At 57.5% G+C, this 23,801-nt stretch carries 20 protein-coding genes and 2 pseudogenes; 15 read left to right on the top strand and 7 right to left on the bottom strand.

The window, feature by feature from the left end; translation table 11 throughout:
* Positions 1 to 7 precede the first annotated feature (7 nt).
* The 6 genes from lepB (at position 8) to acpS (ending at position 4,774) form a co-directional block, all read left to right on the top strand.
* The gene (lepB, locus tag CRO87_RS12700) at positions 8 to 982 is read left to right on the top strand and encodes a signal peptidase I (RefSeq protein ID WP_097163306.1); all 975 of its coding nucleotides are present in this window, start codon (positions 8 to 10) and stop codon (positions 980 to 982) included.
* A gap of 222 nt (positions 983 to 1,204) precedes the next feature.
* Complete coding sequence (gene rnc / locus CRO87_RS12690) at positions 1,205 to 1,885, top strand: ribonuclease III (RefSeq protein ID WP_097163305.1); 681 nt, start codon at positions 1,205 to 1,207, stop codon at positions 1,883 to 1,885.
* A complete protein-coding gene (era, locus tag CRO87_RS12685; RefSeq protein ID WP_097163304.1) occupies positions 1,882 to 2,787 on the top strand; it encodes a GTPase Era in 906 nt (301 codons plus the stop codon). Before rnc ends, era begins: the two co-directional genes overlap by 4 nt.
* 9 nt (positions 2,788 to 2,796) lie before the next feature.
* Positions 2,797 to 3,507, top strand: coding sequence for a DNA repair protein RecO (gene recO / locus CRO87_RS12680; protein ID WP_097163303.1), 711 nt, complete (start codon positions 2,797 to 2,799; stop codon positions 3,505 to 3,507).
* Between the two features lie 155 nt (positions 3,508 to 3,662).
* The gene (gene pdxJ / locus CRO87_RS12675; RefSeq protein WP_097163302.1) at positions 3,663 to 4,394 is read left to right on the top strand and encodes a pyridoxine 5'-phosphate synthase; all 732 of its coding nucleotides are present in this window, start codon (positions 3,663 to 3,665) and stop codon (positions 4,392 to 4,394) included.
* The gene (acpS, locus tag CRO87_RS12670; protein ID WP_097163301.1) at positions 4,394 to 4,774 is read left to right on the top strand and encodes a holo-ACP synthase; all 381 of its coding nucleotides are present in this window, start codon (positions 4,394 to 4,396) and stop codon (positions 4,772 to 4,774) included. The genes pdxJ and acpS overlap by 1 nt, the downstream gene beginning before the upstream one ends.
* On the opposite strand, the gene CRO87_RS12665 is transcribed toward acpS, so the two are convergent.
* Positions 4,771 to 5,031, bottom strand: coding sequence for a YfhL family 4Fe-4S dicluster ferredoxin (locus CRO87_RS12665; RefSeq protein WP_097163300.1), 261 nt, complete (start codon positions 5,029 to 5,031; stop codon positions 4,771 to 4,773). The two genes, acpS and CRO87_RS12665, sit on opposite strands and share 4 nt — an antisense overlap.
* 56 nt (positions 5,032 to 5,087) lie before the next feature.
* A complete protein-coding gene (locus tag CRO87_RS12660) occupies positions 5,088 to 5,936 on the bottom strand; it encodes a MurR/RpiR family transcriptional regulator (RefSeq protein ID WP_097163299.1) in 849 nt (282 codons plus the stop codon).
* Positions 5,937 to 6,193: 257 nt separating this feature from the next.
* On the opposite strand from CRO87_RS12660, the gene yfhb reads away from it, so the two are divergent.
* Both yfhb and tadA read left to right on the top strand, forming a co-directional pair.
* Positions 6,194 to 6,829, top strand: a complete 636-nt coding sequence (yfhb, locus tag CRO87_RS12655) for a phosphatidylglycerophosphatase C (RefSeq protein ID WP_097163298.1) — start codon at positions 6,194 to 6,196, stop codon at positions 6,827 to 6,829.
* A 55-nt stretch (positions 6,830 to 6,884) separates the two neighbouring features.
* Entirely contained in the window at positions 6,885 to 7,385 is a 501-nt protein-coding gene (tadA, locus tag CRO87_RS12650; RefSeq protein WP_097163297.1) for a tRNA adenosine(34) deaminase TadA, read from the top strand.
* A 110-nt stretch (positions 7,386 to 7,495) separates the two neighbouring features.
* Here the strand turns inward: tadA and mltF are convergent.
* Positions 7,496 to 8,968, bottom strand: a pseudogene (gene mltF, locus CRO87_RS12645) (membrane-bound lytic murein transglycosylase MltF); the annotation flags it as partial.
* Between the two features lie 223 nt (positions 8,969 to 9,191).
* On the opposite strand from mltF, the gene purL reads away from it, so the two are divergent.
* The 5 genes from purL (at position 9,192) to glnB (ending at position 17,678) form a co-directional block, all read left to right on the top strand.
* Entirely contained in the window at positions 9,192 to 13,079 is a 3,888-nt protein-coding gene (gene purL / locus CRO87_RS12640; protein WP_097163295.1) for a phosphoribosylformylglycinamidine synthase, read from the top strand.
* A 712-nt stretch (positions 13,080 to 13,791) separates the two neighbouring features.
* Positions 13,792 to 15,228, top strand: a complete 1,437-nt coding sequence (gene qseE, locus CRO87_RS12635) for a two component system sensor histidine kinase QseE/GlrK (protein ID WP_141398698.1) — start codon at positions 13,792 to 13,794, stop codon at positions 15,226 to 15,228.
* Complete coding sequence (gene qseG, locus CRO87_RS12630) at positions 15,225 to 15,941, top strand: two-component system QseEF-associated lipoprotein QseG (RefSeq protein ID WP_097163294.1); 717 nt, start codon at positions 15,225 to 15,227, stop codon at positions 15,939 to 15,941. Before qseE ends, qseG begins: the two co-directional genes overlap by 4 nt.
* Positions 15,938 to 17,275 carry a two-component system response regulator GlrR gene (glrR, locus tag CRO87_RS12625; protein ID WP_097163293.1) on the top strand — a complete coding sequence of 446 codons (1,338 nt, stop codon included), beginning with the start codon at positions 15,938 to 15,940 and terminating at the stop codon, positions 17,273 to 17,275. The genes qseG and glrR overlap by 4 nt, the downstream gene beginning before the upstream one ends.
* A gap of 64 nt (positions 17,276 to 17,339) precedes the next feature.
* Complete coding sequence (glnB, locus tag CRO87_RS12620; protein ID WP_002914032.1) at positions 17,340 to 17,678, top strand: nitrogen regulatory protein P-II; 339 nt, start codon at positions 17,340 to 17,342, stop codon at positions 17,676 to 17,678.
* A gap of 75 nt (positions 17,679 to 17,753) precedes the next feature.
* Here the strand turns inward: glnB and hmpA are convergent, their stop codons facing one another.
* A complete protein-coding gene (hmpA, locus tag CRO87_RS12615; protein ID WP_097163292.1) occupies positions 17,754 to 18,932 on the bottom strand; it encodes an NO-inducible flavohemoprotein in 1,179 nt (392 codons plus the stop codon).
* A gap of 302 nt (positions 18,933 to 19,234) precedes the next feature.
* Between hmpA and glyA the strand changes: the two genes are divergently transcribed.
* Entirely contained in the window at positions 19,235 to 20,488 is a 1,254-nt protein-coding gene (glyA, locus tag CRO87_RS12605) for a serine hydroxymethyltransferase (protein ID WP_097163291.1), read from the top strand.
* A gap of 54 nt (positions 20,489 to 20,542) precedes the next feature.
* Here glyA and CRO87_RS12600 read toward each other — a convergent pair whose 3' ends face one another.
* Positions 20,543 to 20,965 carry a DoxX family protein gene (locus CRO87_RS12600; protein WP_097163290.1) on the bottom strand — a complete coding sequence of 141 codons (423 nt, stop codon included), beginning with the start codon at positions 20,963 to 20,965 and terminating at the stop codon, positions 20,543 to 20,545.
* A gap of 94 nt (positions 20,966 to 21,059) precedes the next feature.
* Positions 21,060 to 21,188 (bottom strand): annotated as a pseudogene (locus tag CRO87_RS22905) (hypothetical protein); the annotation flags it as partial.
* A 117-nt stretch (positions 21,189 to 21,305) separates the two neighbouring features.
* Between CRO87_RS22905 and CRO87_RS12595 the strand changes: the two are divergent.
* Positions 21,306 to 22,460 carry a 3-phenylpropionate MFS transporter gene (locus CRO87_RS12595; RefSeq protein ID WP_097163289.1) on the top strand — a complete coding sequence of 385 codons (1,155 nt, stop codon included), beginning with the start codon at positions 21,306 to 21,308 and terminating at the stop codon, positions 22,458 to 22,460.
* On the opposite strand, the gene csiE is transcribed toward CRO87_RS12595, so the two are convergent.
* Positions 22,436 to 23,719 (bottom strand): stationary phase inducible protein CsiE, encoded by a 1,284-nt coding sequence (csiE, locus tag CRO87_RS12590; RefSeq protein ID WP_097163288.1) that lies wholly within the window; start codon positions 23,717 to 23,719, stop codon positions 22,436 to 22,438. The genes CRO87_RS12595 and csiE overlap by 25 nt on opposite strands.
* Between the last annotated feature and the right edge of the window lie 82 nt (positions 23,720 to 23,801).

The raw sequence follows: 23,801 nt of genomic DNA, 5'->3' as shown, positions 1-23,801 counted from the left end.
AGTTGGCATGGCGAACATGTTTGCCCTGATCCTGGTCATTGCGACCCTGGTGACCGGGGTTTTATGGTGCCTGGATAAGTTTATATTTGCACCAAAACGCCGTGAGCGTCAGGCCGCTGCACAGGTTGCAGCGGGTGATTCGCTGGATAAAAAAACGCTGAAAAAAGTCGGCCCGAAACCGGGCTGGCTGGAAACCGGGGCTTCTGTTTTCCCGGTGCTGGCCATCGTGCTGGTGGTACGCTCCTTTATTTACGAGCCGTTCCAGATCCCTTCAGGTTCGATGATGCCAACGCTGTTGATTGGTGATTTTATTCTGGTAGAGAAGTTCGCCTACGGGATTAAAGATCCGATTTATCAGAAGACGTTAGTCGAAACCGGGCATCCTAAGCGTGGCGATATCGTGGTGTTCAAATATCCGGAAGATCCGCGTCTGGATTACATCAAGCGTGCAGTCGGTTTACCGGGTGACAAAGTAAGCTACGATCCTGTCGCCAAAGAAGTGACCATTCAGCCAAACTGCAGCTCTGGTCAGGCTTGTGGAAACGCGCTGCCGGTAACCTACTCCAACGTAGAGCCGAGCGATTTCGTGCAGACTTTTGCCCGCCGCAACGGTGGCGAAGCGACCAGCGGTTTCTGGCAGCTGCCGCAGGGTGAGAGCAAAGACAACGGCGTGCGTCTGAGCGAGCGCAAAGAGACGCTGGGTGAAGTTGCACACCGTATTCTGACCGTGCCAATTGCGCAGGATCAGCTGGGTATGTACTACCATCAGCAGGGCCAGCAGTTAGCCACCTGGATTGTGCCGCCTGGGCATTACTTCATGATGGGCGACAACCGCGATAACAGCGCCGACAGCCGCTACTGGGGCTTTGTGCCGGAAGCGAATCTGGTTGGTAAAGCCGTCGGTATCTGGATGAGCTTTGAGAAGCAGGAAGGTGAATGGCCAACCGGCGTGCGCTTAAGCCGCATCGGTGGGATCAAGTAATTCCTCACTTTTATTCATGTCGCCACGCCTGTTGTGGCGACATGAATTATTTCCGATATAAATGCCTCTCAGCTAACGACATCCCTTGTCGTTGCGTATAGAATATCCCCCCGAAGTTTTAGGTTGGTACCCGCAAGGGATCCACGGCACACGAAACCGCGTTGGCTTTCTCAGGTCGGTTTCGTGTGCTGCATTATTGACGCATTCATCTATTGGTAGAGCATGAACCCCATCGTAATTAATCGGCTTCAACGCAAGCTGGGCTACACTTTTCAACATCAGGATCTGTTACAGCAGGCATTAACCCACCGCAGCGCCAGCAGCAAGCATAATGAGCGCCTCGAGTTTCTGGGTGATTCCATTTTAAGTTATGTCATTGCTAACGCGCTGTATCACCGCTTCCCGCGCGTAGACGAAGGTGACATGAGCCGCATGCGTGCGACGCTTGTACGCGGCAACACGCTGGCGGAAATTGCCCGTGAATTTGAACTGGGTGAATGTTTGCGCCTGGGGCCGGGTGAGTTGAAAAGCGGCGGCTTCCGTCGCGAATCAATTCTGGCGGATACCGTTGAAGCACTGATTGGCGGCGTGTTCCTCGACAGTGACATTCAGAACGTCGAGAAGCTGATTCTGAGCTGGTACCAGACCCGACTGGACGAAATCAGTCCGGGTGATAAGCAAAAAGATCCGAAAACGCGTTTGCAGGAATATTTACAGGGTCGTCACCTGCCTCTGCCTTCCTATCTGGTTGTGCAGGTGCGTGGCGAAGCCCACGATCAGGAATTTACTATCCACTGCCAGGTCAGTGGCCTGAGTGAACCGGTGGTTGGCACAGGTTCCAGCCGTCGCAAGGCGGAGCAGGCTGCCGCCGAACAGGCGCTGAAAAAACTGGAGCTGGAATGAGCGACGAAAAAAGTTACTGCGGATTTATCGCCATCGTTGGTCGTCCCAACGTCGGCAAATCCACCCTGCTGAACAACCTGCTTGGTCAGAAGATTTCTATCACTTCTCGCAAAGCGCAGACCACGCGTCACCGTATTGTCGGCATCCATACCGAAGGGGCTTATCAGGCGATTTACGTCGATACCCCGGGCCTGCATATGGAAGAGAAGCGCGCCATTAACCGCCTGATGAACAAAGCGGCCAGCAGCTCCATCGGCGACGTTGAGCTTATCATTTTTGTGGTCGAAGGCACCAAGTGGACCGCTGACGACGAAATGGTGCTGAACAAGCTCAAAGGTGGTCGTGCGCCGGTGATCCTCGCGGTCAACAAAGTGGACAACGTGCAGGAAAAAGCGGACCTGCTGCCGCACCTGCAGTTCCTCGGCAGCCAGATGAACTTCCTCGACATCGTGCCGATTTCTGCGGAAACCGGCCTGAATGTGGATACCGTGGCGGGCATCGTGCGTAAGCACCTGCCGGAAGCAACGCATCACTTCCCGGAAGATTACATCACCGACCGTTCTCAGCGCTTCATGGCCTCTGAAATCATCCGTGAAAAGCTGATGCGTTTCCTTGGTGCCGAGCTGCCGTATTCTGTGACCGTTGAAATTGAACGCTTCCAGAGCAACGAGCGCGGCGGCTATGACATCAACGGGCTGATCCTCGTTGAGCGCGAAGGGCAGAAGAAGATGGTGATTGGCAACAAAGGCGCCAAAATCAAAACCATCGGCATTGAAGCCCGTAAGGACATGCAGGAAATGTTCGAAGCCCCGGTCCATCTGGAACTGTGGGTGAAAGTGAAATCAGGCTGGGCCGACGACGAACGCGCGTTGCGCAGTCTCGGTTACGTCGACGACCTCTAAGTAAACCCCGTGGAAGGCTGGCAGCGCGCTTTTGTTCTGCATAGTCGTCCCTGGAGCGAAACCAGCCTGATGCTGGACGTCTTCACGGAAGAGTCGGGCCGCGTGCGCCTTGTAGCAAAAGGCGCACGTTCCAAACGCTCAAATCTCAAAGGTGCGCTTCAGCCCTTTACCCCTTTACTGGTCCGTTTCGGTGGCCGCGGTGATGTCAAAACGCTGCGCAGCGCTGAAGCCGTCTCGCTTGCGTTGCCGCTAAGTGGCATTGCGCTTTACAGCGGTTTATACGTCAACGAACTCCTCTCTCGCGTGCTGGAAAACGAAACCCGTTTCTCCGAACTCTTCTTTGATTATCTGCACTGTATCCAGGCCCTGGCTGGCGTAAACGGCACACCGGAACCGGCGCTGCGTCGCTTTGAACTGGCGCTGCTGGCGCATCTTGGCTACGGCGTGGATTTTCTGCACTGTGCGGGCAGCGGTGAGGCCGTCGACGACACCATGACCTACCGCTACCGCGAAGAAAAAGGCTTCATCGCAAGCGTAGTGATTGATAACAGCACGTTTACCGGGCACCATCTAAAAGCCCTCGCCAGCCGGGAGTTTCCGGATGCCGATACGCTGCGGGCAGCAAAACGCTTTACCCGCATCGCGCTCAAACCTTATCTCGGTGGCAAGCCGCTCAAGAGCCGTGAACTGTTCCGGCAGTTTGTGCCGAAGCGAACATAAAGATTGACCGATTTCCCTCTCCCCGGCCCTCTCCCAGGGGGAGAGGGGGAAAATCAGCCCGCGATTTCATTGTGGTCGCGATCTATTCCCTCTCCCTCCGGGAGAGGGTTAGGGAGAGAGAAAACAACGAACCAAAATCAATAACGAGGATTGTCATGGCTGAATTACTGTTAGGCGTCAACATCGATCACATTGCCACCCTGCGAAACGCGCGCGGCACGGCGTACCCGGATCCTGTTCAGGCGGCATTCATCGCCGAGCAGGCTGGCGCTGACGGCATCACCGTGCATCTGCGTGAAGACCGCCGTCACATTACCGATCGTGACGTGCGTGTCCTGCGCCAGACCCTCGACACCCGCATGAATCTGGAAATGGCGGTCACCGAAGAGATGCTGACGATTGCCTGCGAGACGAAGCCTCACTTCTGCTGTCTGGTGCCTGAAAAGCGTCAGGAAGTGACCACCGAAGGCGGTCTGGACGTGGCAGGCCAGCTCGATAAAATGCGCGATGCCTGCAAGCGCCTGGCGGACGCCGGGATCCTCGTCTCCCTGTTCATTGATGCCGATCGCGAACAAATCAAAGCCGCGGCAGACGTGGGTGCGCCGTATATCGAAATTCACACCGGCTGCTACGCTGATGCCGAAAGCGAAGCACAGCAGGCGAAAGAGCTGGATCGCATTGCTCAGGCAGCGACCTACGCGGCGAGCCTCGGCCTGAAGGTCAATGCCGGACACGGCCTGACCTATCACAACGTCAAAGCCATTGCTGCGCTGCCGGAAATGCACGAGCTGAACATTGGTCATGCCATCATTGGTCGCGCCGTGATGAGCGGGCTGAAAGAAGCCGTGGCCGAAATGAAGCGCCTGATGCTGGAAGCGCGCAAGTAATGGCCATCGTCGGCATCGGCACGGATATCGTGGAGATCGCCCGTATCGAAGCGGTGATCGCCCGCAGCGGCGATCGCCTCGCACGGCGGGTGCTCAGCGAGCATGAATGGAAAATCTGGGAGACGCACCAGCAGCCGGTGCGTTTTCTGGCAAAGCGTTTTGCGGTCAAAGAGGCTGCGTCAAAGGCGTTGGGCACCGGGATCCGTAACGGGCTGGCGTTTGAACAGTTTGAAGTCTACAACGATGAACTGGGCAAGCCGAAGCTGCGTTTATGGGGCGCAGCGGCAGAGCTGGCGGCTCAGCTTGGGGTGGCCCACATGCACGTGACGCTGGCAGACGAACGTCATTACGCCTGCGCCACGGTGATTATGGAAAGCTAGATTTTATCGGCGTGATGCAGCTGAACGAATTTGTCCCACAGCTGCTCTTCGTTTTCCAGGTGGGCCGGGTCTTTGATGATAGTGTTGGGGATCGGGCACACTTTCTGGCAGGTCGGCGTTTCGTAATGGCCGATGCACTCGGTGCAGCGGTCGCTGTTAATCTCATAAATGCTGTCGCCCATCGAAATGGCCGTGTTCGGGCATTCCGCCTCGCACATATCGCAGTTGATGCATTTTTTGGTAATTAACAGCGCCATACGGAAATTCTCAGAAACAACACAAACAGGGCGGGCATTATACGCTCATTCTCTGTTCAGACCAGTTTTTTCACCAACGCTTCGCTGTGGCGGATCCTGTCCGGCGCATTTTCCAGATCCTGCTGAACCAGGCCCATAAATAGCAGATCGGTCAGCAGCATCTGTGCGCTGGTTGAGGAAATGGCTGCGCTGCGCGTGGCCTGCTCCTCGGCGATGGTATAAAGACAATGGCTGGCCCGCTGCTGCAGGGCATTGGGCGAAAACCCGGTAATGGCAAGCACTTTGCCGCCGACTCGCAGCGTTTCGTCTGCCGCCAGGTTTATCTCTCGGCGCTCGCCGGAATAGGAGATAGCCAGCAGCAAATCATCCGTCGTCAATGCCTGGACGGTGGCAAGCAGGGCGTGCATATCCTGTTCTGCGACGGCATTGAGGCCAATTTTCATTAGCTTCCAGCTAAAGTTTTGCGCCACCAGCCCCGAGGCGCCGATACCGGTCACCACAATCCGCCGGGCGCTGCGCAGCAGGCCGATGCTTTCCCGCAGCTTCTCCTCAGGGTTAACGTCCAGGGAGGCGTGCATCGCTGAGACGTTGTCTTTAATCAGCTTTTCACCCACCAGGCGCAGCGGATCGTCACCACGGATCTGGTTATGCACCGGGACAGAGTAGGGGTGGGGATGACTTGCCAGCGCCTCACTGAGCGCAAGCTTTAGCGCGGGGAAACCTTTGAATCCCAGCTTCTGCGCAAACTTCACCACGCTCGACTGGCTGACGCCTGCGGCTGCGGCCAGCTGCTGGGAGCTGAGATGACGGGCCTCGTCCGGCTGCGCCAGAATAAAGTCCGCCAGTTTTTTGTCGCTTTGCGCAAGCCCGGCGTACCGTTGGCGGATGCGAATCAAACAGTTCATTGCCTCTCCAGAGGGCCAAAGCCTGGCCAGCTGTCAGAAATTTGTCTTTGATTATAGGGGATTGCGATGCTGCACGGCCCAAACAGGGAAAATTATGCGGCATTATTAAACAATTCATTATGCTAATCAAAAGGATACGCTGTCCGGAAAAGAAGGGAAAGCCGCATTGCGTATCGTTTTTGGAAATGTGAGGTTCCGACTGTTAGGCTAACTAACAGGCATGACGCTTACGCGTTCAACTATGAGAGGGAAATGCTTTGGTAAGTAATTCGCGTCGGGTGGTGTTTTTTGACCTGGATGGCACGCTGCATCAGCAGGATATGTTTGGCAGTTTTTTACGCTACCTCTTCCGCCATAACCCTTTGAATGCTCTGCTGGTGCTTCCATTGCTGCCGGTGATAGGCGTGGCTCTGTTGGCAAAAGGGCGCGCGGCACGCTGGCCGATGAGCCTGCTGCTGTGGGCCGCCACCTTCGGCCACAGCGAAACGCGGCTCAAAGGCATTGAGGCTAACTTCGTTCGTTGGTTCCGCGGGCATGTTACCGCTTTCCCGGTGGTGCATCAGCGTCTGACGGATTATCTGACCAGTTCCGATGCGGACGTGTGGCTGATTACCGGTTCGCCAAAATCTTTAGTGGAGCAGGTTTACTTCGACACGCCCTGGTTGCCGCGCGTCAACCTGATAGCCAGCATGACAGAACGCCGCTACGGCGGCTGGGTGCTGACGCTTCGCTGCCTGGGACACGAAAAAGTTGCCCAATTGGAGAAAAAAATCGGTACCCCTTTGCGCCTCTACAGCGGCTACAGCGACAGCAATCAGGACAACCCACTGCTCTATTTTTGCCAGCACCGCTTTCGTGTTACGCCGCGCGGCGATCTGCAACAACTGGAATAGTGCAACCGCCAGGCGCCATGTATAATGCGCCCCGTTTTCTACCGGAGTAGCCGCTTTGTCTGACAATGAACTGAACCACGAACGCTGGATGCGCCACGCGCTGACGCTGGCTCAACGCGCCTGGGACGAAGGGGAAGTGCCGGTCGGCGCGGTACTGGTTTATCAGGATCAGGTGATTGGCGAGGGCTGGAACCGGCCGATTGGTCGTCATGACCCGACGGCGCACGCGGAAATTATGGCGCTGCGCCAGGGCGGGCTGGTGCTACAGAACTACCGATTGATTGACACCACGCTATACGTGACGCTTGAACCCTGCGTGATGTGCGCAGGGGCAATGGTTCACAGCCGCATAGGGCAGCTGGTGTTTGGTGCACGGGATGCGAAAACGGGTGCGGCGGGCTCGCTGATTGACGTGCTGCACCATCCGGGCATGAACCATCGGGTTGAAATCACCGAAGGGGTGCTCGCCGACAGCTGCTCGGCCATGCTGAGTGATTTTTTCCGCCACCGTCGCGAACAGAAAAAAGCTCTCAGGCGCGCCGCCCAGTCTCAGTGACGCAGAATATCAATGAGGCTGCCGGGGTGTTTGACGCCAATCTGCCCGCTGTGCTCATCTGCCGTTAATGAGATAAATGGCAGCACGCCGACGCTTGCGGTGGTGTGATTCAGTTCGTCCGGCCTGACCGCCGGATAATCCTGCGCGAACTCCCTTTCTTGCGTGGCCTTCTTCTCTTTCTCCAGCAGATAGCCCACCAGGCTTATCTGATACTTACGAATGTTTTCCACATAGGCGTAGGCTTCATGCCCGCGCGCGTAGCCGTACGTCAGCCGGGTGTAATAGGGTTTCTGGCTGAGCAGCGGCAGACGCTGCTTTACGTCCGCCCAGCTGTCCGGATTGCCTTTTTGCTTCGCGGTGAGTGCCCTGGCATCCAGCATATGTGCATAGCCCATGTTGTAAGCCGCCAGTGCGAACCAGATCTTTTCGTCCTTTGGCACGGTGTCCGGCACTTTATCCATCATGTCCTGCAAATAGCGCATCCCGCCGCTGACGCTCTGCTCGGCATCGGTGCGGTCCGTCAGGCCCAGGCTTTGCGCGGTGTTTTTGGTCAACATCATCATGCCGCGCACGCCGGTGGGAGAAGTGGCGAGCGGATCCCAGTGGGATTCCTGCCAGGCGATGGCCGCCAGCAGACGCCAGTCGATCTCTGCGGCATATTTCTGGAACAGCGGCTGGAAGTCCGGCAGCAGGTTGTCCACCGCGCGCAGGAAGGTGCGGGTGTCGAAATAGTCGAAATCGTCGCCGTGGCCGAGGTATTTCTCCTCAAGCCTTGCCAGGGTGCCGTCTTCATTGATGTTGTTGAAGAAATCGAGCATCGCGGCGGGCAGGGTATTGTCGCTGTCCTTCAGGCTGAACCAGGTGACCGGCTGCTCATCGGTAATGTCGAGCGCCACCGCCAGCTCCGGATGCACGCGCTGGAACAGGCTTATCGCCACCGAATCGGCAATGGTATAGTCGAGCCTGCCGTCAAGAACCTCATCCATCAGCTCAACGCTGCCGCGCTTGTCGTCGACGGTCCAGTCCAGATTCGGGTACTTCTTCGCCTTCAGTTCCTGCAGGTCATTAATGGCCACATGCCCTGGTGCAATAGTCAGCTGCTGAGCCGTGATATTTTCAAGCGTTCGCGGGCGGAAGCTGCCTTTGCGGTACACCAGCTGCTGTGAAACGGAGTAATAGGTCGGGCCGGCCTGATAGTTTTTGATGCGCTCGCTGTTGTACACCAGGCCTGCGGCCAGCATATCGGCTTTGTCATTATCGAGGTCGTCAAACAGCTGGCTGATGTTCTGCCGGACGGTGACTTTAAGCTCCACGCCGAGGTAGTCGGCGAACTGCTGGGCCAGCTCGTAGTCCAGGCCATAATCTTTTTCGTTAATGCTGGCGAAGGTCAGGGGAGAGACTATTGTGCTGACGCGCAGCTCACCGCGCGCCTGAATGGCGGCGATGCGGTTCTCTGGTTTATTGAACCAGGGAACGGAGGGCCATAGCGCCGCTGCCAGTAGCAGGGTGACAATGCCGATAAACAGATAATTAATCTTTAATTTTTTCAATTAGTTAATTCTCTGCAACGAGAGCAATCTCAGGCAATAGTTACCGTGTTAAAGTTTAGGGACACTACAGAATGAGCGGCATTTTGCTTAAACAAGCGCCAGTTGGCAACCTATTGATCGTATAAGTCGCATTGGGTGGTAAAACGAGGCGGCGGTTTTATTTTGACGCAAACGGTTACGTAGCCGTGCAGGATGCTCTATAATGGCGCCCGTTTTCCGCCATTGCGCACACTGAAACCCAGAAGACGAGAGACTTATGATGGAAATTCTGCGTGGTTCGCCTGCACTGTCTGCATTTCGTATTACCAAACTGCTGGCACGCTTTCAGGCAGCCAACCTTCCGGTCAGCAACATTTACGCCGAGTACGTGCACTTCGCCGAGCTGAATGCGCCGCTGTCAGAAGAGGAACACACCCGCCTGGCAAGATTGCTGCAGTACGGCCCAAGCCTCAGCAGCCATACACCCGCCGGTAAATTACTGCTCGTCACTCCCCGCCCTGGCACCATCTCCCCCTGGTCTTCAAAAGCAACCGACATCGCCCACAACTGCGGCCTGGCTCAGATTGAGCGCCTGGAGCGCGGCGTCGCGTACTACGTTGAAGCCTCCACGCTGAACGAAGCGCAGTGGAAGCAGGTTGCTGCCGAACTGCACGACCGGATGATGGAGACCGTTTCTGCTGAGCTGCAGGATGCGGAAAACCTGTTTGCCCATCATCAGCCTGCGCCTGTTGCCAGCGTGGACGTGCAGGGGCAGGGCCGTCAGGCGCTGGTGGACGCCAATATGCGTCTGGGGCTGGCGCTGGCGGAAGATGAAATTGATTACCTGTTCGATGCCTTCACCACGCTGAACCGCAACCCGAACGACATCGAACTCTATATGTTTGCCCAGGCGAACTCCGAACACTGCCGTCACAAGATTTTCAACGCCGACTGGGTGATTGACGGCGAACAGCAGCCCAAGTCGCTGTTCAAAATGATCAAGAACACCTTCGAAATAACGCCGGATCACGTGCTGTCTGCTTATAAGGACAACGCCGCGGTGATGGAAGGTTCCGACGTGGGGCGCTTCTACGCCGACCGCGACGCGCAGCGCTACGATTTCCACCAGGAGCCAACGCATATCCTGATGAAGGTGGAAACCCATAACCACCCGACGGCCATCTCTCCGTGGCCGGGCGCGGCAACGGGTTCCGGCGGTGAAATCCGTGATGAAGGTGCCACCGGGCGCGGCGCTAAGCCGAAAGCCGGGCTGGTGGGCTTCTCCGTTTCCAACCTGCGCATTCCGGGCTTTGAGCAGCCGTGGGAAGAAGACTTCGGCAAGCCCGACCGCATCGTGACAGCGCTGGATATCATGACTGACGGCCCGCTGGGCGGCGCTGCGTTCAACAACGAATTTGGTCGTCCGGCGCTGAACGGCTACTTCCGCACCTATGAAGAGAAGGTCAACAGCCACAACGGTGAAGAGCTGCGTGGCTACCACAAGCCGATCATGCTGGCAGGCGGGATCGGCAACATTCGTGCCGATCACGTGCAGAAAGGTGAGATCAACGTCGGCGCTAAGCTTATCGTCCTCGGCGGCCCGGCGATGAATATCGGCCTCGGCGGCGGGGCGGCATCGTCTATGGCCTCCGGTCAGTCCGATGCGGATCTCGATTTCGCCTCTGTCCAACGCGATAACCCGGAAATGGAGCGCCGTTGCCAGGAGGTTATCGACCGCTGCTGGCAGCTGGGTGAAGCCAACCCGATTCTGTTTATCCACGATGTTGGCGCGGGCGGCCTGTCCAACGCCATGCCTGAACTGGTGAGCGACGGCGGACGCGGCGGCAAATTCAACCTGCGCGATATCCTCAGCGATGAGCCAGGGATGAGCCCGCTGGAGATCTGGTGTAACGAATCCCAGGAGCGCTACGTGCTGGCGGTGGCTGCCGATCAGCTGCCTTTGTTCGACGAACTTTGCCAGCGTGAGCGAGCGCCTTATGCGGTCATCGGTGAAGCCACCGAAGAGATGCATCTGAGCCTCAGCGACAGCCACTTCGACGATACGCCTATCGATCTGCCGCTGGACGTGCTGCTGGGCAAAACTCCAAAAATGACCCGCGATGTGGAAACGCTGGCCGCTAACGGTGAAGCGCTGGACAGAGCGAGCATCACTATCGCTGATGCGATTAACCGCGTTCTGCACCTGCCGACCGTGGCAGAGAAAACCTTCCTCGTCACCATCGGCGACCGCACGGTGACAGGCATGGTGGCCCGCGATCAGATGGTCGGTCCGTGGCAGATCCCCGTGGCGAACTGCGCGGTGACCACCGCCAGCCTCGACAGCTACTACGGCGAAGCGATGGCGATGGGCGAGCGTGCCCCGGTTGCGCTGCTGGACTTCGCGGCATCCGCTCGTCTCGCCGTCGGCGAAGCGCTGACCAACATCGTCGGTACTCAGGTGGGTGACCTTAAACGCATCAAGCTTTCCGCAAACTGGATGGCGGCGGCAGGGCACCCGGGTGAAGACGCAGGCCTGTACGCGGCGGTGAAAGCTGTCGGCGAAGAGCTCTGCCCGGCGCTCGGCCTGACCATTCCGGTCGGCAAAGACTCTATGTCGATGAAAACCCGCTGGCAGGAAGGCCACGAGCAGCGCGAAATGACGTCGCCACTGTCGCTGGTGATTTCCGCCTTTGCCCGCGTGGAAGATGTGCGTGGCACCGTGACGCCACAGCTCTCCACCGAAGACAACGCCCTGCTGCTCATCGACCTTGGTAAAGGCCACAACGCGCTGGGTGCGACGGCGCTGGCGCAGGTTTACCGCCAGCTCGGCGACAAAACCGCCGACGTCCGCAGCGTGGAACAGCTGAAAGGCTTCTGGGATGCGATGCAGGTCCTGGTGGCTGAACGCAAACTTCTGGCCTGGCACGACCGCTCCGACGGCGGCCTGCTGGTGACGCTCGCTGAAATGGCCTTCACCGGCCACTGCGGCGTGGACGTGGATATCGCCGCACTGGGCGACGATCGTCTGGCTGCGCTGTTTAACGAAGAGCTGGGCGGCGTGATTCAGGTGCGTGCAGAAGATCGTGCGCTGGTGGAAGGCATCTTCGCCAGCCACGGCCTGGCCGACTGCGTACACTTCCTCGGCAAAGCCACCGAAGGCGACCGCTTTGTTATCACCGCCGACGGCCATCCAGTCTACAGCGAAAGCCGCACCACGCTGCGTATGCGGTGGGCCGAAACCACGTGGCAGATGCAGCGCCTGCGCGACAACCCGGAATGCGCCGATCAGGAGCATGAAGCGAAGCGTAACGACAGCGATCCTGGCCTGAACGTGAAGCTCAGCTTCGATATCAACGAAGACGTGGCGGCCCCTTACATCGCGAAAGGCGCGCGTCCGAAGGTTGCGGTCCTGCGCGAGCAGGGCGTGAACTCCCACGTCGAAATGGCGGCGGCGTTCCACCGTGCTGGCTTCGATGCCATCGACGTACACATGAGCGACCTGCTGGCCGGACGTACCGGACTTGCAGATTTCCAGGCGCTGGTGGCCTGCGGCGGCTTCTCATACGGCGACGTGCTGGGCGCGGGTGAAGGCTGGGCGAAGTCGATCATGTTCAACGAGCGCGTGCGCGACGAGTTCGAAACCTTCTTCCACCGTCCGCAGACGCTGGCGCTGGGCGTGTGTAACGGCTGCCAGATGATGTCCAACCTGCGTGACCTGATTCCGGGCAGCAGCCTGTGGCCACGCTTCGTGCGTAACCACTCGGATCGCTTCGAAGCTCGCTTCAGCCTGGTGGAAGTGACCCAGAGCCCATCCTTGCTGTTGCAGGGCATGGTCGGCTCGCAGATGCCAATTGCGGTTTCCCACGGTGAAGGCCGCGTTGAAGTGCGTGACGCCGCGCACCTGGCGCAACTCGAAAGCAAAGGCCTGGTGGCGCTGCGCTACGTTGACCACTTCGGCAACGTGACGCAAAACTACCCGGCAAACCCGAACGGCTCACCGAACGGGATCACTGCGGTCACCAGCGAAAGCGGGCGCGTCACGCTGATGATGCCGCACCCGGAACGCGTATTCCGTACTGTCGCCAACTCCTGGCACCCGGAAAACTGGGGCGAGGACAGCCCGTGGATGCGTATTTTCCGCAACGCGCGTAAACAGCTGGGTTAACGTTCCCCGTCCTGTAAAAAGCCTTCCCGATGACGGAAGGCTTTTTTATTTGTGAGCCTGGGCGGGAAAGGTGTCGGAAAATGGCGACAGGGCTAATCTTCTGGTGTCGTCAAATGGAGACATTTATCTTATTGATATTTAATGGCTGTATGTGTGCTTCAAGTAAGGTGTCTCTTTTTAGCGACAGAGTGATTAAAAAGCAAACAGCTGCTCATTCCCTTTAAGAAGATGAAAAATCCTTATCTATTAGTGTGTTAATAAATTGTTTTGTATTGTGGCACGCTTACTGCATAATAATAAGCAGTGGCTCATTCACCCTCTTATGTCAGCCCCTTCGGGACGCGCTACATAAACTTCGAATGACGCACAACAAGGTGCCTGCCGTCCAACATCTGATATCAGCTTAGCTATATCAACCATCGGGCGAAACGTGGAGTTAGGCACCGCCTTATTCAGTAACAACGCCGGGTTAATGCCCGGCGTTGTTTTTTGGGCGAAAAAGAAGGAAAAAGCGTGGTTTTTCCTTCTTTTTGATTAGCAGCCGAAAATCAATGAATTGATTTTCCCTATTTTTTATCTGATGGCCCTGGTTGAGAGTCTCTTCGTTTACTCTTCCTCAGCCATCCGCGCGCCGGGTTAATGCCCGGCGTTGTTGTTTCCGCTTCCTGCCTCAGTTACCCTGCCATTATCATTATGTTCAGGGGCAAACTCATTGAAACGCTGGTCACTTTTCCCCCGTTCGCTGCGTCAGCTGGTTACGCTGGCGTTTCTGCTGATCCTGCTGCCGCTTTTGGTCCTTGCCTGGCAGGCGTGGCAGAGCCTCAATGCGCTGAGCGATCAGGCTGCCATGACCAACCGCACCACGCTTGTGGACGCGCGCCGCAGTGAAGCGATGACAAACGCCGCGCTGGAGATGGAACGCAGCTACCGTCAGTACTGCGTCCTCGATGACGCGACGCTTGCGAAGGTGTATCAGGGCCAGCGTAAGCGCTACAGCGAAATGCTGGATGCCCACGCGGGCGTGCTACCGGATGATAAAATCTGGCAGGCGCTGCGCCAGGATCTGAACGATCTTGCGGAGCTGCGCTGTAAAAACAGCGGCCCGGATGAGATCTCTGCCGCAAAACTTGAGGCTTTTGCCTCGGCGAATACCGAAATGGTGCAGGCCACCCGCGCGGTGGTGTTCTCTCGCGGGCAGCAGCTTCAACAGGAGATCGCCGAACGTGGGCAGTTCTTCGGCTGGCAGGCGCTGGTGCTGTTCCTGGTCAGCCTGACCATGATGCTGCTGTTCACCCGCATGATTATCGGCCCGGTGAAGGGCATTCAGCGGATGATTAACCGGCTCGGCGAAGGAAAATCGCTCGGCAGCACGGCGATGTTTACCGGGCCCCGCGAGCTGCGATCCGTTGGGCAGCGTATCGTCTGGCTGAGCGAGCGCCTTTCCTGGCTCGAATCCCAGCGCCACCAGTTTCTGCGCCACCTTTCCCATGAGCTGAAAACACCGCTTGCCAGCATGCGCGAGGGTACCGAGCTGCTTGCCGATAAGGTCGTCGGGCCGCTGACGCCTGAGCAGGAAGAGGTGGTGTCGATCCTTGACGACAGCAGCCGCAACCTGCAAAAGCTGATTGAGCAGCTGCTGGACTACAACCGCAAACTTGCCGACAGCCCGGTTGAAATGGAGAAGGTCGAACTGGCCCCGCTGCTGGATATCGTTATCTCCGCCCACAGTTTGCCCGCAAGAGCTAAAATGATGCATACCCGCGTCGAGCTTGATGTGCGCGAGTGTCAGGCGGAGCCTGTGCTGTTGATGAGCGCGCTCGATAATCTCTACTCCAACGCCGTGCACTACGGCCACGAATCCGGTACTATTTTTCTGCGCAGCCGTCAGCAGGGAAACCAGCTGCTGCTTGAAGTGGAAAACAGCGGGACGCCGATCCCGGAGGCTGAAAAAGCCATGATTTTTGAGCCCTTTTATCAGGGCAGCCATCAGCGTAAAGGGGCTGTAAAGGGAAGCGGTCTGGGACTGAGCATCGCCCGGGATTGCGTCCGTCGAATGCGGGGAACCCTGCAGTTGGTAGACGCGCCAGAGGGCCAGGTTTGTTTCTGCATTGCGCTCTCTCTTTCAGACACGGATAAACCCATAAAATGAAGCAATGTCTGGTGAATATGTCCCCTCGTTTTCTATCGCTCCTCGCCGGAGCGTCCTGTTTATGGCTGGCCGGGTGCGTCAGCGCACCGCATACTGCCAGCGCCAGCGATGAAGATAAGCTGCCGCAGCAGCAGGTTGCTGATTTCCTTTCAACAGACTGTGCCGACGTCTGGTCGTTGCAGGGTGACACCACGGAGAAAAACCCGCTCTACTGGCTGAGAAGCATGGACTGCGCCGAGCGCCTGTCGCCTGAAATGGCCCGCAGCGAAGCCCGCCTGCACAGTGATGATTCCTGGCAGGACGCGCTGCGCCGCGGCATTTTGCTTGGCAGCGCTAAAATCACCCCGCTGGAGCGCCGTGAAATGGTCAATCGCCTCGACACGTTCAGCCCACAAATTCCCGCTCAGGTGCGCCCGCTGTATCAGTTCTGGCGCGACGGGCAGACGCTACAGCTGCAGCTTTCCGATGAGCGTTCCCGCTACAGCAAGCTGCAGCAGTCCTCGGATGCCGAACTGGATATCCTCCGCCAGCAGCAACAGCACCTGAGCAGCCAGCTGGAGCTCACCACCCGCAAGCTTGAGAATCTGACCGACATTGAGCGCCAGCTCTCCAGCCGTAAACCTGCGGGCAGCAACTTTACGCCGGACGCCGGGCATGCGGGCGATGCCACTCCAACGGTGAAAGAGGCGCCCGCCGGAGAGGAGAAACCATGACAGGACGTAAACCCGCTCACCTTTTACTGGTTGACGACGATCCGGGCCTGCTGAAACTGCTCGGTATGCGCCTGACCAGCGAGGGTTTTTCGGTGGTCACCGCTGAAAGCGGTCAGGAAGGGCTGCGCGTGCTGGCGCGGGAAAATATCGATCTGGTGATAAGCGATCTGCGCATGGATGAGATGGACGGCCTGCAGCTGTTCGCCGAAATTCAGAAAGTGCAGCCCGGCATGCCGGTGATCATCCTGACCGCGCACGGCTCAATTCCGGATGCCGTCGCCGCCACCCAGCAGGGCGTCTTCAGCTTCCTGACCAAACCGGTGGATAAAGACGCCTTGTACAAAGCAATCGACGAGGCGCTGGTGCACACCGCCGCCGCCACCGATGACAGCTGGCGCGAATCCATCGTCACCCGCAGTCCGGTGATGTTACGCCTGCTCGAACAGGCGCGGATGGTGGCGCAGTCCGACGTCAGCGTGCTGATCAACGGCCAGAGCGGCACCGGGAAAGAGATTTTCGCCCAGGCGATCCACAACGCCAGCCCGCGCGGCAAGTACCCGTTCATCGCCATCAACTGCGGTGCCTTGCCGGAACAGCTGCTGGAGTCTGAACTCTTCGGTCACGCGCGCGGGGCGTTTACCGGCGCGGTCAGCAATCGTGAAGGATTATTCCAGGCCGCAGAAGGCGGCACGCTGTTTCTGGATGAGATTGGCGATATGCCGTCGCCGCTGCAGGTCAAGCTGCTGCGCGTACTGCAGGAGCGGAAAATCCGCCCGCTCGGCAGCAACCGTGATATCGACATCAACGTTCGCATTGTCTCCGCCACCCATCGTGATTTACCGAAAGCGATGGCGCGCGGCGAGTTTCGCGAAGATCTCTACTATCGCCTCAACGTGGTCAGCCTGAAAATCCCGACGCTTGCCGAGCGCACCGAGGACATTCCGCTGCTGGCGAACCATCTGCTGCGCCAGTCTGCCGACAGGCATAAGCCGTTCGTGCGGGCGTTCTCCACCGATGCGATGAAGCGGCTGATGACCGCCAACTGGCCGGGCAACGTGCGCCAGCTGGTGAACGTGATCGAACAGTGCGTGGCACTGACTTCGTCACCGGTGATTGGCGATGCGCTGGTGGAACAGGCGCTGGAGGGGGAGAACACCGCGCTGCCGACGTTTGTCGAGGCGCGAAACCAGTTCGAGCTGAACTACCTGCGCAAGCTGCTGCAAATCACCAAGGGTAACGTGACTCATGCCGCGCGCATGGCGGGGCGTAACCGCACTGAATTCTACAAATTGCTGTCGCGTCACGAACTCGACGCCAATGATTTTAAAGAGTAGCCCACCGTGCGCAGCGACGTTATGATAGGGTAAGCAACCGGTTACGCGGATAAGACAGGAAACCATGAAAAAGATTGATGCGATTATAAAACCCTTCAAACTCGATGATGTGCGCGAAGCGCTGGCGGAAGTTGGCATCACCGGGATGACGGTAACGGAAGTGAAAGGCTTTGGTCGTCAGAAAGGTCACACCGAGCTGTATCGCGGTGCGGAGTACATGGTCGATTTTCTGCCAAAGGTGAAAATTGAAATTGTGGTCACCGACGATATCGTCGATACCTGCGTGGACACCATTATCCGCACGGCACAGACCGGCAAAATCGGCGACGGCAAAATCTTCGTCTTTGACGTGGCGCGCGTGATCCGTATCCGTACCGGCGAAGAAGACGACGCGGCAATCTGATTTATTACGCTGCCCGCCACGTTCAGCGGGCAGCGCTCTCTGCATTACTCTTCTGCCATCCCCGGCGCCTGAATTTTACAATACCTTATGCGGGCCGAAGCATTCGTAGTGAATGTTTTCAGCGCTGATACCCTGCGTCATGAGCTGTTTTGCCGCGAATTGCATAAAGCCGACCGGGCCGCAGAGATAAAACTGCATTGCCGGGTCGCTGAACTGGCCTTCCTGAACACGCAGATCCATCAGGCCCGCGCTGTCGAACGCGTCATTGTCGTGTGGCGTGTTGTACCAGACGTGGGACGTAAAGCGCGGCAGTTTTGCGCCCAGCTTTTTCACTTCATCAGCAAAGGCGTGAACAGAGCCGTTTTCCGCCGCGTGGAACCAGTTCACCTGCGCCGGGTGAGCGCGGTTTGCGAGGGTGTCGAGCATCGCCAGCATTGGCGTCTGACCCACGCCTGCGGAGATCAGCGTCACTGGGGTGCTGGCATCAACGGACATAAAGAAATCACCCGCCGGGGCAGCAAGGTGCACGGTGTCGCCCACGCTTGCCTCATCATGCAGCCACTCTGAAACCTGCCCGCCGTTTTCGCGTTTCACGGCGATGCGATAGCTTTTACCGTCTGCCTGACGGGTCAGGGAGTACTGGCGAATTTCCTGATGAGCAAAACCTTCCGGCTTCAGCCACACGCCGAGGTACTGGCCGGGCTGATAATCAGCCACATCGCCGCCGTCTGCCGGGGCGAATTCAAAGGCGGTAATCAGTGCGCTTTGCGGCGCTTTGCTCACAATGCGGAATGCTCGAGTGCCTTCCCAGCCGCCGGTTTTCACCGCGTTCTGCTGATAAATTTCCCCTTCACGCTTGATGAAGACGTCTGCCAGCACGCCATAGGCTTTACCCCACGCGTCCAGCACTTCCTGGCCCGGGCTGAACATTTCATCGAGCGTTGCCAGCAGATGTCCGCCCACGATGGCGTACTGTTCAGGCTTGATCTGGAAACTGGTGTGCTTCTGGGCAATCTTTTCCACCGCAGGCAGCAGGGCGGCGAGATTCTCAATATTGCTGGCGTAGGCGGCAATGGCGTTAAACAGCGCTTCACGCTGGTCGCCGTTGCGCTGGTTACTCATGTTGAAGATCTCTTTCAGCTCCGGGTTATGGGCAAACATGCGATCGTAAAAGTGAGCGGTGAGTTTAGGTCCGGTTTCGACCAGCAGGGGAATAGTGGCTTTCACCGTAGCGATGGTTTGAGCGTCGAGCATAGCAATATCCTTTTGGGGTTTTTTAATGATGCATTTTAAATGCATGTTATGAAAAAGCCCTTCGGTTGTAAAGGCTTCTGTGCAAGGTGAAAAATTTGCATCACAAACCTGAAAAGAAATCGCTTTACCCAGGCCGAAGCTTTATTGCTCAAACCCTTGTGCGACGGCAAGGTAATCGTTTGCGTAAAAACGTTTGTCAAGACCTGTTATCGCAGAACTTATCAGTTATACTGTCCGCCGTTGTCCGAAAGGGCCCCCTTTTTTAGCGGTAAAACTACTGTTAGCTGAGTCAGGAGATGCGAATGTTAAAGCGTGAAATGAACATTGCCGATTATGATGCCGAACTGTGGCAGGCTATGGAGCAGGAAAAAGTCCGTCAGGAAGAGCACATCGAACTGATCGCCTCCGAAAACTACACCAGCCCGCGCGTGATGCAGGCTCAGGGTTCTCAGTTAACCAACAAATACGCTGAAGGTTACCCGGGCAAACGCTACTACGGCGGCTGCGAATACGTGGACGTGGTAGAGCAGCTGGCTATCGACCGTGCGAAAGAGCTGTTTGGTGCAGATTACGCCAACGTGCAGCCGCACTCCGGCTCCCAGGCTAACTTCGCGGTCTACACCGCGCTGCTGCAGCCGGGCGACACCGTGCTGGGTATGAACCTGGCGCAGGGCGGTCACCTGACTCACGGCTCTCCGGTGAACTTCTCCGGCAAGCTGTACAACATCATCCCTTACGGCATCGATGAGTCCGGCAAAATTGACTACGAAGACATGGCGAAGCAGGCCAAAGAGCACAAGCCGAAGATGATCATCGGCGGCTTCTCTGCCTACTCCGGCGTGGTTGACTGGGCAAAAATGCGTGAAATCGCAGACAGCATCGGTGCCTACCTGTTCGTCGACATGGCGCACGTTGCGGGCCTGATCGCCGCAGGCGTTTATCCGAACCCGGTTCCACACGCACACGTTGTGACCACCACCACCCACAAAACCCTGGCGGGCCCACGCGGTGGTCTGATCCTGGCGAAGGGCGGTGACGAAGATCTGTATAAGAAGCTGAACTCCGCTGTCTTCCCAAGCGCGCAGGGCGGCCCGCTGATGCACGTGATCGCGGCGAAAGCCGTGGCGCTGAAAGAAGCGATGGAACCAGAGTTCAAGGTTTACCAGCAGCAGGTCGCTAAAAACGCCAAAGCGATGGTGGAAGTGTTCCTGAGCCGCGGCTACAAAGTGGTTTCTGGCGGCACTGAGAACCACCTGTTCCTGCTGGATCTGGTCGACAAAAACCTGACCGGTAAAGAAGCTGACGCCGCCCTCGGCCGCGCCAACATCACCGTCAACAAAAACAGCGTACCAAACGATCCGAAGAGCCCGTTTGTGACCTCCGGTATCCGTATCGGTTCTCCGGCCGTTACTCGCCGTGGCTTTAAAGAAGCGGAAGTGAAAGAGCTGGCAGGCTGGATGTGTGACGTGCTGGACAACATCAATGATGAAGCCAACATCGAACGCATCAAAGGTAAAGTACTGGATATCTGCGCCCGCTTCCCGGTTTACGCATAATTCTCTGCACCCATAAAAAAAGGCCGCTAATGCGGCCTTTTTGCTTTCAGTGGCTCAACGCCTGTCGACCGAAATCGCCCCCGGCCCGGTAATTGCCAACAGTAAAAACGCCCCGGCAATGCTGACGTTCTTGTAGAAATTAATCATGTTTGGCACCACCGCATCGCCGCTCATGTCCCAGTAGTGGTGACCAATCACCGCCGTGCCCAGGGTATAGAAAATGAAAAGTACCGCCAGTGGACGGGTAAAGAAGCCGATCACAATCAGGATGGCGGCGGGTACTTCCATAATCACCGCAATGATGGCCGAGAGCGTGGGCACCGGCGCGCCGCTGGCGGCCATGTACTGCACCGTGCCGTTAAACCCCATCAGCTTCGGGTAACCGAAAATGATAAACAGCGCGACGATGGCGATGCGCGCAACCAACAGCAGGAACGAACGCGAGGAGCCGAAATCGAAATAACGTAGAGAGTTCATAGCCTTTCCGTTGTGCAGGTGGGTGTCCTTAAAACCTAATACACAATCCTCACTGCCGCCACGTTGCCGCCGCTCATAATTGTTCCAGCATTTCCTATACGTAGAGATAGCCGATGTCCAACAGCTGTGGCGAGCGGGTCAATTGCCCGAAGATGATATGTGTCGCCGCAGCCTGTGGGCTGTCGCGAGGGGCGAAGGGATTGAACCCGGTTTGCTGCACGATGGCGATTTTCTACGAGCATCCTCGTAAATTTGCACCTTATATGTTAGCAGTTTGTTAAAGTGACTTGCCAGCCGCACCGTTTGTCGCCAGACTGTCGCCACCATTTGGGAGGGAATCATGGTCTTGCACTCCACGCGCTGGCTGGCGCTCAGTTACTTCACCTACTTTTTTAGCTACGGCATCTTCTTACCTTTCTGGAGCGTGTGGCTGGCGGGCACGGGCCTGACGCCGGAAACCATCGGCGTGCTGCTTGGCGCGGGCCTGGTGGCGCGTTTCCTCGGCAGCCTGCTGATTGCCCCGCGCGTCAGCGATCCGTCGCGCTTAATCAGCGCCTTACGCATTCTCGCGCTGTTAACCCTGCTGTTTATTCTCGCCTTCTGGGCTGGCACCCACGTTGCCTGGCTGATGGCGATGATGGTGGGCTTCAACCTGTTCTTTTCACCGCTGGTGCCGCTGACGGATGCGCTGGCGAACACCTGGCAAAAGCAGATCACGATGGACTACGGGCGCGTGCGCCTGTGGGGCTCGATTGCCTTTGTGATTGGCTCGGCGCTGACGGGGAAGCTGGTCAGCCTGTTTGACTATCACGCCATTCTGGCGTTGCTCAGCATCGGGATTGCTTCCATGCTTATCGGGATGATGATCGCGCCGTCGGTGATGCCGCAGGGTGAAACGCGCCATCAGGAGCATGCGGGCTGGCCCGCCTGGAAAGCGCTGGTTGTGCAGAGCTGGCGGTTCCTCGCCTGCGTTTGCCTGTTACAGGGCGCGCATGCGGCTTACTACGGCTTCAGCGCCATTTACTGGCAGGAAGCGGGTTACTCGGCATCGGCAGTGGGCTATCTGTGGTCGCTTGGCGTGGTGGCTGAAGTGGTGATTTTTGCCGTCAGCAAGAAAGTGTTCCGCCGCTTTGGCGCGCGTGATTTGCTGCTGCTTTCCGCCTTCTGCGGGCTGCTGCGCTGGGGAATTATGGGCTGGACCACCGAACTGCCGTGGCTCATCGTCGCGCAGATCCTGCACTGCGGCACCTTTACCGTCTGTCACCTGGCCGCGATGCGCTATATCTCGGCCCGTCAGGGCAGTGAAGTCATTCGCTTACAGGCCGTTTACTCTGCGGTGGCGATGGGCGGCAGTATCGCCATCATGACCGTCGTTGCCGGGTTCCTGTATCAGCATCTGCACCAGGGCGTGTTCTGGGTGATGGCGATGCTGGCTATTCCGGCGATGTTTGTGCGTCCGAAGGTCAGCCCTCAGCCTGGCGCTTCCAGCATCTGACAAATATGCTGCCGCTGCCGTTCGCTGAGCGCCTCCCCGGCGTGAATCAGCGGAGGGGAAAACAGCGGCAGGGCAATCGAGTAAGGCGTGACGATAAGCGCCACGCCTTTCGGCGCGCCCTCGGTCTGGAAGGCGCTCAGCGTCTGGTATTTGATGTTCAGCGGCAGCAGCGTCAGCTCCCGCAGCTGCTGCTCAATTTCCTGCTCCAGCTGCGGATTGTCGCCGGTGAGCAGCACCACCTGTTTTTCCTGTAAATCGCTCTCCTGCATCAGCCATGCGCCAAATATCACCGCAATCAGCCCCATTTCTTCATCAGAAATGCGTAACCCGTAGCTGTTTTCAAATGGCACGAGCGCCTGCTGGGTTGTGCGCATCAGACGCGGGTAGAGGCGCTGCACCTCTTCGGGCAGGCTGTTATCAATGCCGATACCGTACAGGCTGCGGTTGATAGCCTGCGCCAGATGCACGTACAGCTGATCGCGAATGCCGCGACGATCGTTAAAGCGATGGCCAGAAAGCTGCTGGAAATGGTCGATAAGCTGATTGATGCTGCGATAAAGCCGCACTTCCTGAGTGTGGTGATCCCGCTTCGGATCCGGCACCTTCAGCAGCATAAACAGCAGGGTGAGGAACAGGTGTTCATCGGGATGAGCGTGCTGGTGCGTGCGGCGCTGCCAGTGGCGGGCTATCTCCGCCGCCACCTGATATTCAGCGCTGGCTTGCGCCCACTTACGCTGCCCGTCGTTAAACTCGGGTGCCTGCTGCGGATGCTGTTGCAGCAGGCAATATTGCAGATAGAGGCCAATAAAGGCGGCATCGCGGCTGTCCATCGGGCGTTGCAGCGCCCGGCCGCAGCGGTTGACCAGCGCGCGCAGGTTGGTATCGTCGTAAAGAATGCGCGAGATGCCAGATTGTTTAAGCTGCATTTTAAGCGATGGGGTAAACTGCTCGCGGATAAAACCGGGGCAAAGCCGCAGCGCCCGGCGCAGCCAGTGGATCAGACACAGGCGCTGGTCAAGTGTGGTGCCCTCAATCCGATAGCTGCCGTCTGCAAGCGTCACGATGTTGAGCCGATGATAGCGCTGGATAACGTGACGAATATCGGCGATGTCCTGGCGGGCCGCCTCGTCATCCACGCTGTTCAACCGGCTTATGGCCTCTGGCGTCACGGACTGCCCTGGCAGATACAGCATCAGCAGGATCTGGCAGCGGCGCTGTGGACTGGAAAGCACAGATGGCGGTTCTTGAACGGTCATCATCTGTCAGGTTCCAGTAAGTTTTTTGATAAGAATAGCTAAAGGATCCCGGCATGAAAGCCAGACGGCGCGCCTTTGCGCAAGG

The organism is Enterobacter sp. CC120223-11 (assembly GCF_900215375.1).
In the GTDB taxonomy this organism is placed as follows: Bacteria; Pseudomonadota; Gammaproteobacteria; order Enterobacterales; family Enterobacteriaceae; genus Scandinavium.
This window is presented reverse-complemented; position numbering and strand designations above follow the sequence as displayed.